Source organism: Mycobacterium sp. (assembly GCF_002863225.1).
GTDB lineage: Bacteria > Actinomycetota > Actinomycetes > Mycobacteriales > Mycobacteriaceae > Mycobacterium.
In genome coordinates, this window is record NZ_PKEK01000037.1 from 1 (window position 1) to 7,984 (window position 7,984).

Below are 7,984 nucleotides of genomic sequence, written 5' to 3' on the forward strand. Positions count from 1 at the left end.
ATCGACGCCTGCACGCTGTGCGACTCCGACGGCTACCGGGGCCTCGCGGTGTGCGACCACATCGACCGCAGCGACATCGCCCGCCGCGGTATCGACGCATGCCGAGCCGCCCTCTCGAAACTGCCGAAAGTAGGACCAGCATGAACACCGTCGCAAAACTCATCAGGCGCTGGACTGAGTACCACGGCGACCGGGTTCGATGGCACATCGGCGACACCACCAACCCCGACGACCCACGCGGACGCGAACTCGGCGCGCACATCGAACTCGGCATCGCGACCGGCGAATTCGACCACGTCGGTTGGAACGGCAAAACGTACCCCAGGCCCGAGTACGGCAGCTGGGGGAGCATCAATTCAGTTCTGGCACTGGGGCGCATCATTCTCCGTCCGAGGTCCGATACTCGGCCACTACCCGCCGGACGAGGACGAATGAATTACGCGTTGCTCGACGAACTCGTCCAGATCCGCTATCGCCGCGGTCTCACTCAGCAGCGCGTCGCCAACGCGATGGGCATCAGCCGGGGCGCGGTGAACCGGATCGAGAACTCGGCCCGCATGAACCGGTCACCGTCGCTGGCCACACTGGCCCGCTACGCCCAGGCCGTCGGCGCCGAAATCCACGCCGCTCCAACGGAGAAACAACGATGAGCCGATCACGGACGATCACCTGGCACGACCTGAACGGTCACACGCTGCACACAATCACGCTGCCCAACGTCGAGGCCAGCGGAGTCGTCGCCCTGGGCTGCTGGGTGAAACGCAGCCCGATCCCCGGCACTCGGCCGTGGGAATGGGTCATCACGAACATGCCCGTCACCGCCGTGACCGGCATGAGCGCCGGCTACGCGCTGACCCGCTGGGGAGCGAAACGAGCGGTGCGCCGCGCACTCCGCTTCTGGGCCTCGTACGGATATCCGACCAACGCCGAAGGCGCCCGGTGAGAACCTCGAAGCTCGCCAACCCGAATCACCCGGCCGTAAGAACCGCGCTGCAGCACGACTGCCCGCTCTGCAAAGCCATGCCCGGTGAACCCTGCGTCCGCACAACGAAATACGACGCCAACCAGAAACCCGAATCCTGCCTCCCGCGCCGCGACCACCCACTCCGCGGCCGCGTCGTCCACATCGCCCGCACCAAATTCCGGAGCCAACCATGAGCGTCGTCGTCGGGATCGACCCAAGCCTCACCAGCACAGGCATCGCCGTCCTCATCAACGGCGCACCCCTCGCCCTGAAAACCGTCAACGACGGCCAAAAGGACAGCAAAAGCTACGCCCACCGCAGCGACCGCATCGTCCGCCAATGCTGCTCCGTCATCGACGCCCTACCCGTCGACCGCATCGACCTGGCCGTCATCGAAGGCCAGGCCTTCGGCTACCACAACGCCTACACCAGCGACGGAAACGCGCTGTGGTGGGGCATCTTCAGCGCGCTACGGCAACAACAGATCCCGACCGCCGTCGTCACACCCCTCACCCGCCAGACCTGGGTCATCGGACGCGAAGGCAGCAAGGACTCGACCGACAAGAAAAAGCAGGTGCTCCTCGCGGTCCGGTTGTGGTGGCCGGCGCTCGCGAAAGCGATCCGCAACGACGACATCGCCGACGCCGCCGCCCTCGCATCCATCGGCGCCGCGCACTGCGGCGACCAGCTCCCGTTCCAACTGAAAGACCGACACCGCAACACCCTCGAATCCATCGACTGGCCAAAGGTGACCGTGTGAGTTTTTCTGCGCGTTATTCCGGCCGCTGCAACAGCGGCGACTGCAGCTACGGCGACCAGAAGATCCGCATGGGCGACGATGTCGACTACTTCGACGACGAGCTCATGCACACCAGGTGCGCCGACTACGCCCGCCGCGTCGACGCACCCTGCTGCCCGAAGTGCTTCACCTACCACCGCGGGGAGTGCCTGTGAACCGCTGCCTCACCTGCTCAGCCACAACACAGCTATACCTCTGCGAAAACTGCGAAACCCAACTAGCCAACATGCTTGACCAAATCCCCTGGCTCCTAACCGAACTCGACAACCGCGTCCAAAACCTAGCCCGCATCTCCACCGGAACCATCGGCCGCAACCGTCGCGCCGACGAACTCAACATCATCGACTTCGACGCCGCCGACCAAGCCCGCACCATCCGCCAACTCCTCACCACCTGGGTCCGCGACATCGCGCAACGCCACCTCGGCCGGCAACCCGCCAACCTTCACTACGTCACCACCGGCGACCTGGCCCGCTGGCTCCGCATCAACGTTCACCACATCGCCAACGACGACCGAGCAGGCAAGCTCTACAACGACATCCGCCGCCTCGTCGGCGCCGACCACCGCGGCGGCGAACTCGTCCGCGCCATCAACCCCGTCGAACACCACCTAGTCGGACCCTGCCCCACCATCACCGGCCGCCACCACGACGGCACACCCCGCCAGTGCGGCCACATGCTCTTCGCCGACACCTACGACCGCACCGTCGACTGCCCAAGCTGCCAACAGACCATCGACGTCCGCGCCACCCGCGAACGCGCCGCCGCCGAACGCGACCTCCACACCCGCGCCGGCCTCGCCGAAATCCTCACCAACATCGACGAACCCGTCGACCCCACCCGCATCGACCAGTGGATCAAAGCCCGCCGCCTCCGCCCCCGCGGCTGGTTCCACCGCGGCGCCATCGTCCAACTACAAATCGACGACAGCGACGAACCCGCCTACAGCGTCGAACGCGCACGCCGCCTCCGCCGACGAGACACCCACCTACGCAACCGAACCCGAGGCGCAGCACGCACATGAAAGGGAGCACTATGACCGCACTCGCAGGTGTCATTCAACAGGCCATTGACACATGGCCGAACAAGCCCTGGCTCGTACTCCCAGGCCCCGTGGACATCTCGTCCGGACTCGTTGGCCACATCGTCAGGGCAATCGACGAGGCACAGACCATAACCACCAAAGAGCAGCTTGACGCGCCTGAACTGAGTGGTTGGGGAACGCTCATTATGGAGCTACACCACCCGAATGACGGCTGCGTCAATCAGAACTGCTGGATCGTCCCCGTGGTCTGGGAGATGGTGAATCAGGTGGGCTGGATGTGTCACAACTACCGTCGCGAAGACGAGGAACCGCACCTACCGTGCCGAGTGATATTCAACCCGGCCTGATGTTCCGCCCATGCCGACACGCAGCTACCGCCGTTCTGGCGCATCTACCTGCTATTCTTCTGATTTAGCGGGAGAGAAGTGCGTCCGCACCCCGAAAACAGCCCCGATTTGAGCCCTCCGCTCATCGGGGCTTTGTCATGAAAAGACCCCGGCGACTGCGCTAACAGCCCCGGGGTACGGCCGACCCCTGAGGAGATCGACGTGACCGATCCTACGACCAACTCGACGAGCTACGCCGCAACGCACGCCCGCCTCACCCACCGACGCGGCCGCGCGCGAAGACAGCGTTGCATCGACTGCGGAGCGCCAGCACGCCACTGGTCTTACGACCACCAAGACCCGAACGAACTGACCAGCCCCGCTGGCCTCGAATACAGCCTCGACCTCGACCACTACGAACCACGCTGCCAGCCATGCCACCAGACGTTCGATGCTCGCTACCGCAAGTCGGGCATCCCACGGCTTCACGCACTCGCCGCCGAACTCGAACCGCAGATCCGAGCCGCTGTCTACGAACGCGAGCGAGCGCGCGCACACGGCGACTTCGTCAAGATGACGCACTGGGACACCGAGCTCGACCGTCTCACTGCGCCGCTACAGACAGCCCGTGCAGACAGGAAGCTGCGTGCCTAGCGCACCGCCCCGAGTGTGCGCCAGGTGCAAGAAGCCCGCACCGAAGGGCCAGCCCTGCGCCTGCAGACCAGCATTTGAAGGCAGCACCCACGTCGGCGGCAAGACCGACATGCGGATGCGCCGCAGCATGGACGCCTACCGGGCAGCGCACCTGATGTGCGAACACCCCGGGTGTCACCGAGTCATGGACCAGGTCGACCACATCGTCCCCCTCGCCGAAGGCGGCGACCGCTACGACTGGACCAACTACCAGAGCCTGTGTGCTGAACACCATTCGGCGAAGACCACGCAAGATGCCCTGCGCGGGAAGAAAAGAGCCCGATGAGTAGTCAGAAGGTCTGCGACGGCTGCGGCCAGACCGCCCGCTACAAAGCCGCTCGCGGGGAATGGGCGCGCCTATACGTCCCCAACGACAGCCTGTTCATGAAGTCGCTGAGCGAAGACGTGGACACTCCTGAGTTCGACCTCTGCCCCAACTGCTTCAGATCGATCCAATCGATCCTGACCGCGCTACCTCGCTCAGAAGCCAGTAACACCGAATAACCTGTCCACCAACCGCGACTGATCATCGCGGCCAGAGAAGCCCTACGTCTCCAGGCGTGGGGCTTCTTGCATTCCTGGAGAAGAATTGACTCGAACATGTGATGCCTGCGGCACTCCGCGGAAATATCACAAACAACCACGGCTCGGTGTCCCGTACATCTGCCACCCTTGCCGAAAGCAGCGCAGGGCTGACAGGGAGGCCGAGCAATCAGCTGCCAAAGCAGCTAAGCGACTGCGGTGCAACGTCTGCAACGAGCCAGCCGTAAAGCCCGGCCGCCGCTGCAAACAGCACCGCTACCAAAGCACATGCATCGGTTGCGACAAACGGTTTTACGGTCACGCTTTCTACTGCTCAGAACCGTGCCGGATGCGCCAGGTGCGGTGTGCACACTGTGAACACACATTCGTCCACCGATCCAGCGGACGGCTTCCGAAGTGGTGCTCAGCAGAATGCAAACGCGCTTACCTCGCCAAGACGAACAGTCGGCCAATGCCTCAGTGGAATTGCGCGGTGTGTGGAACTCTCGTCGTTCGCACTCACGGCGGCACACGAGGCAAGTACTGCGCCAAGCACAAGGGCAGCATGCAGAACCCAGCTCGCGCAGCCAGCGTTAGGAAACGAGAAGCACGCAAGCGCGGCGCAACAGGTAATGAAGCCATCAAGCCGCAGACCATCTTCATACGCGACGGCTGGCGATGCGGGATATGTCACCGACACGTCGACAAGCGCCTGCGCCACCCTCATCCAAAAAGCGCCAGCCTCGACCACATCGTGCCGCTGTCGCGCAACGGACAGCACACCAAGACCAACGTGCAATGCGCCCACCTCGAATGCAACCTGCGAAAGGGGAACCGTGACCACGCTCAACAGCTCATGCTCATCGGCTAACCCTAAAACTGCAGGTCAGGGGGTATGGGGTCAACATCGCTGTGACCTGCGGCGATGCCCCCCGCTTCGGTGGGCGTCTGTGTTTTTCCACGAAATTCCCACATGGGGGGTCTTTTAGTGGGGCGGCCACCGCAGCCGGCGAAGCTGCTGCTGCTCAGCGGCGTTGGCGACGGGAAGGACAGCGCCGGTCGGCCGGTTCCGACGCCGCCGGCGTTCAAGCGGTTTGCGCCGAACCCGCCGACCTGGCTGTCGCGTGAGGCGAAGGCAGAGTGGCGGCGGATTGCGCCGGGGCTGACTCGCCTCGACCTCGTCAAGCCCGAGGATCGGGCGACGCTGTCCGCCTACTGCCAGGTGTGGTCGCGGCTGGTGAAGGCGTACCGGGACATCGACGAGCACGGGATCACGGTGCGCAACGAGTCGACGCGCAAAGACGGGACGACCTCGATCTGGTGGACGAAGAACCCTGCCGTCGCGGTCGCCGAGCAGGCGGAGACGCGGTTGCGCCAGTATGCGAACGACTTCGGTCTGACGCCGGCCGGTGAGCGCAACGTGTCGAAGCGGGATGACGACCGTGACGAGCACGAGGCCAACCCGTTCGCGGGCGCCGTCGGCGACGACTGACGACAACCCTTGGGCGGATGCCGACCTTGAGGGGCTGAAGCTCAGCCCGGAGGTCGCGTACTACCTGGAGACGCGCGGGTATCCGCCGCCGGACTGCCCGCCACTGGTCAAAACCCCTGAACCTCGCTCAGTTCCGGGCGCACGGTTCGATCCGGCTCGGGTCGACAAGGTCATCGCGGCGTTCCGCCAGTTGCGGCACACCAAGGGCCGGTTCGCCGGCCAGCGGTTCGATCCTGACGTCTGGCAGGTCGCCTATCTGATCGCGCCGCCGGCTGGCTGGGTGCACCGGTCGCCGGACTCGGGCGCGTGGGTCCGGATCATCACGATCGCCTACTTCGACATGCCGCGTAAGAACGGCAAGACGACGACGGCGGCCGGGTTCGGGATCTACCTGACGGCGGCTGACGGCGAGTTCGGCGCCCAGGTGGTCGCGGCGGCGACGACCAAGGATCAGGCCGGGTTCGTGTTCGAGCCGATCCGCCAGCTCGTGAACAAGTCGCCAGGGCTGAAGCGGCACCTACGAGCGCTGAAGCACCGAATCACGCACCCGGCGAGCGGTTCCTACTTCCAGCCGATCGCCAACGCCGGCGATGCACAGCACGGCGCCGACATTCACGGCGCCATCGTCGACGAGCTGCACCTGCACAAGCTGATGGATCTGATCGAGGCGCTTGAGACGGGCACGGGCTCGCGTGAGCAGCCGCTGATCATCTACATCACGACGGCCGACGCCGGCAAGCGTCACACGCCCTACGACGAGAAGCGGTCGCTGATCGAGAAACTTGCCCGCGGTGTGCTGCAGCGGCCCACGACGTACGGCGTGGTGTTCGCGGCCGAGAAGCCCGAATACGACAAGGGTGTTCTGGTTGCCGGCGATGACCCGTTCATTGAGGCGACCTGGCGCAAGGCCAACCCCGGCTATGGCGTCAGTCCGACTAAGCGGTTCATGGTCGAGGCCGCTGAGAAGGCGAAGGATTCGCCGGCCGAGCTGGCGCGGTTTCTGCGACTGCACCTGGGCATCCGGACGAAGCAGGCGACGCGGTACCTCGACGTCGACCAGTGGGACATGAACGCGTCGATCCTCGACGTGATCCGGTTGAAGGGCCGGGAGTGTTTCGGCGGCCTTGACCTCGGCGCGACGAGCGACCTCTGCGCGCTGTGCTGGGTGTTCCCCGCCGACGACGGCGCGTATGACGTGCTGCTGCGGTGCTGGGCGCCAGAGGATTCGCTCGAAGACCTGGACGCGCGGACAGCGGACGCGGCGTCGGGCTGGGTCGAAAAGGGTTGGTTGACGACGACGCCGGGTGACGTCACTGACTACGACTTCATCAAGGCGCAGATTGGCCGAGACCGTGACGAGTTCCTGGTCCAGGAGATCGCGTACGACCGGTGGAACGCCACGCAGATCGTGAACGACCTGACGACAGATGGCGCGCCGATGATCACGCACGGGCAGGGGTTCGCGTCGATGTCGGCGCCGACCAAGGATCTGCAGCGGTTGATCAAAGTCGGCGCGAAGGCCGATGAGCACGGCGCGCCGGTGAAACCGATGATCCGGCACGGCGGCAATCCGCTGCTGCGGTGGATGGTGGACAACTTCGCGGTGGCGATGGACCCCGCGGGAAATGTGAAGCCGGACAAGGCAAATGCGGGCGACAAGATCGACGGTGTGGTGGCGCTGATCATGGCGCTCGGGCGGGCAACGGCGGCAACTGAATTGGAGACCAAGAGTGCATACGAGGACAGCGACTTCGTCGCGATGTGAGGCCGGCCGGTGGGCCTAGCCTCATGGCTGGGTTTCCGCCAGTCCATGCCGCCGCCGGCGGTGTACTGGCAGCAGTCGGTCGACATCGGCCTGCTCATCGATGGGATGCTGCAGCAGCCGATCGACCAGTTGTGGCGTCAGCAGCCGCATCTGCGCACCGTCGTCGGTTTTATCGCACGGAACATCGCGCACCTCGGTCTGCACGCGTTCGAACGTGACGACGAGGACGGCCGGAACCGGCTGCGCGGCGGGCCGCTGGTGCAGCTGCTCGAGCAGCCGAATCCGCAGTCGACGCTCTACGAGCTGATCTACGCGACGGCGGCGTCGATGCTGCTGTACGACGTCAGCTACTGGTACGTCGGCCGCGACAATTACGCG

The 7,984-nt window shown here is 64.8% G+C and carries 13 protein-coding genes; all 13 read left to right on the top strand.

The annotated features are described in order from the left end of the window. The first annotated feature begins 140 nt into the window (after positions 1–140). The gene (locus CYU59_RS08945) at positions 141–650 is read left to right on the top strand and encodes a helix-turn-helix transcriptional regulator (RefSeq protein ID WP_292988357.1); all 510 of its coding nucleotides are present in this window, start codon (positions 141–143) and stop codon (positions 648–650) included. Next, entirely contained in the window at positions 647–943 is a 297-nt protein-coding gene (locus CYU59_RS08950; protein ID WP_292988359.1) for a hypothetical protein, read from the top strand. The genes CYU59_RS08945 and CYU59_RS08950 overlap by 4 nt, the downstream gene beginning before the upstream one ends. 211 nt (positions 944–1,154) lie before the next feature. Beyond that, a complete protein-coding gene (locus CYU59_RS08955; protein ID WP_292988361.1) occupies positions 1,155–1,724 on the top strand; it encodes a crossover junction endodeoxyribonuclease RuvC in 570 nt (189 codons plus the stop codon). Further along, positions 1,721–1,918: a hypothetical protein gene (locus tag CYU59_RS08960; RefSeq protein ID WP_292988363.1), complete on the top strand. Its 198-nt coding sequence runs from the start codon at positions 1,721–1,723 to the stop codon at positions 1,916–1,918. The genes CYU59_RS08955 and CYU59_RS08960 overlap by 4 nt, the downstream gene beginning before the upstream one ends. Positions 1,919–1,989: 71 nt before the next feature. Then, positions 1,990–2,787: a DUF1922 domain-containing protein gene (locus CYU59_RS08965; protein ID WP_292988365.1), complete on the top strand. Its 798-nt coding sequence runs from the start codon at positions 1,990–1,992 to the stop codon at positions 2,785–2,787. Between the two features lie 11 nt (positions 2,788–2,798). Next, entirely contained in the window at positions 2,799–3,155 is a 357-nt protein-coding gene (locus tag CYU59_RS08970; protein ID WP_292988367.1) for a hypothetical protein, read from the top strand. A gap of 201 nt (positions 3,156–3,356) precedes the next feature. After that, complete coding sequence (locus CYU59_RS08975) at positions 3,357–3,788, top strand: hypothetical protein (RefSeq protein ID WP_292988369.1); 432 nt, start codon at positions 3,357–3,359, stop codon at positions 3,786–3,788. A 115-nt stretch (positions 3,789–3,903) separates the two neighbouring features. Beyond that, entirely contained in the window at positions 3,904–4,113 is a 210-nt protein-coding gene (locus CYU59_RS08980; protein ID WP_292988371.1) for an HNH endonuclease signature motif containing protein, read from the top strand. Further along, positions 4,110–4,331: a hypothetical protein gene (locus tag CYU59_RS08985; protein WP_292988373.1), complete on the top strand. Its 222-nt coding sequence runs from the start codon at positions 4,110–4,112 to the stop codon at positions 4,329–4,331. Before CYU59_RS08980 ends, CYU59_RS08985 begins: the two co-directional genes overlap by 4 nt. Positions 4,332–4,914: 583 nt before the next feature. Further along, positions 4,915–5,220 carry an HNH endonuclease signature motif containing protein gene (locus CYU59_RS08990; RefSeq protein ID WP_292988375.1) on the top strand — a complete coding sequence of 102 codons (306 nt, stop codon included), beginning with the start codon at positions 4,915–4,917 and terminating at the stop codon, positions 5,218–5,220. Between the two features lie 102 nt (positions 5,221–5,322). Next, entirely contained in the window at positions 5,323–5,841 is a 519-nt protein-coding gene (locus tag CYU59_RS08995) for a phage terminase small subunit P27 family (protein ID WP_292988376.1), read from the top strand. Continuing rightward, positions 5,792–7,606, top strand: coding sequence for a terminase TerL endonuclease subunit (locus CYU59_RS09000; protein ID WP_292988378.1), 1,815 nt, complete (start codon positions 5,792–5,794; stop codon positions 7,604–7,606). The genes CYU59_RS08995 and CYU59_RS09000 overlap by 50 nt, the downstream gene beginning before the upstream one ends. A 9-nt stretch (positions 7,607–7,615) precedes the next feature. Further along, a partial coding sequence (locus CYU59_RS09005; protein ID WP_292988379.1) for a phage portal protein occupies positions 7,616–7,984 on the top strand: 369 nt, incomplete at its 3' end.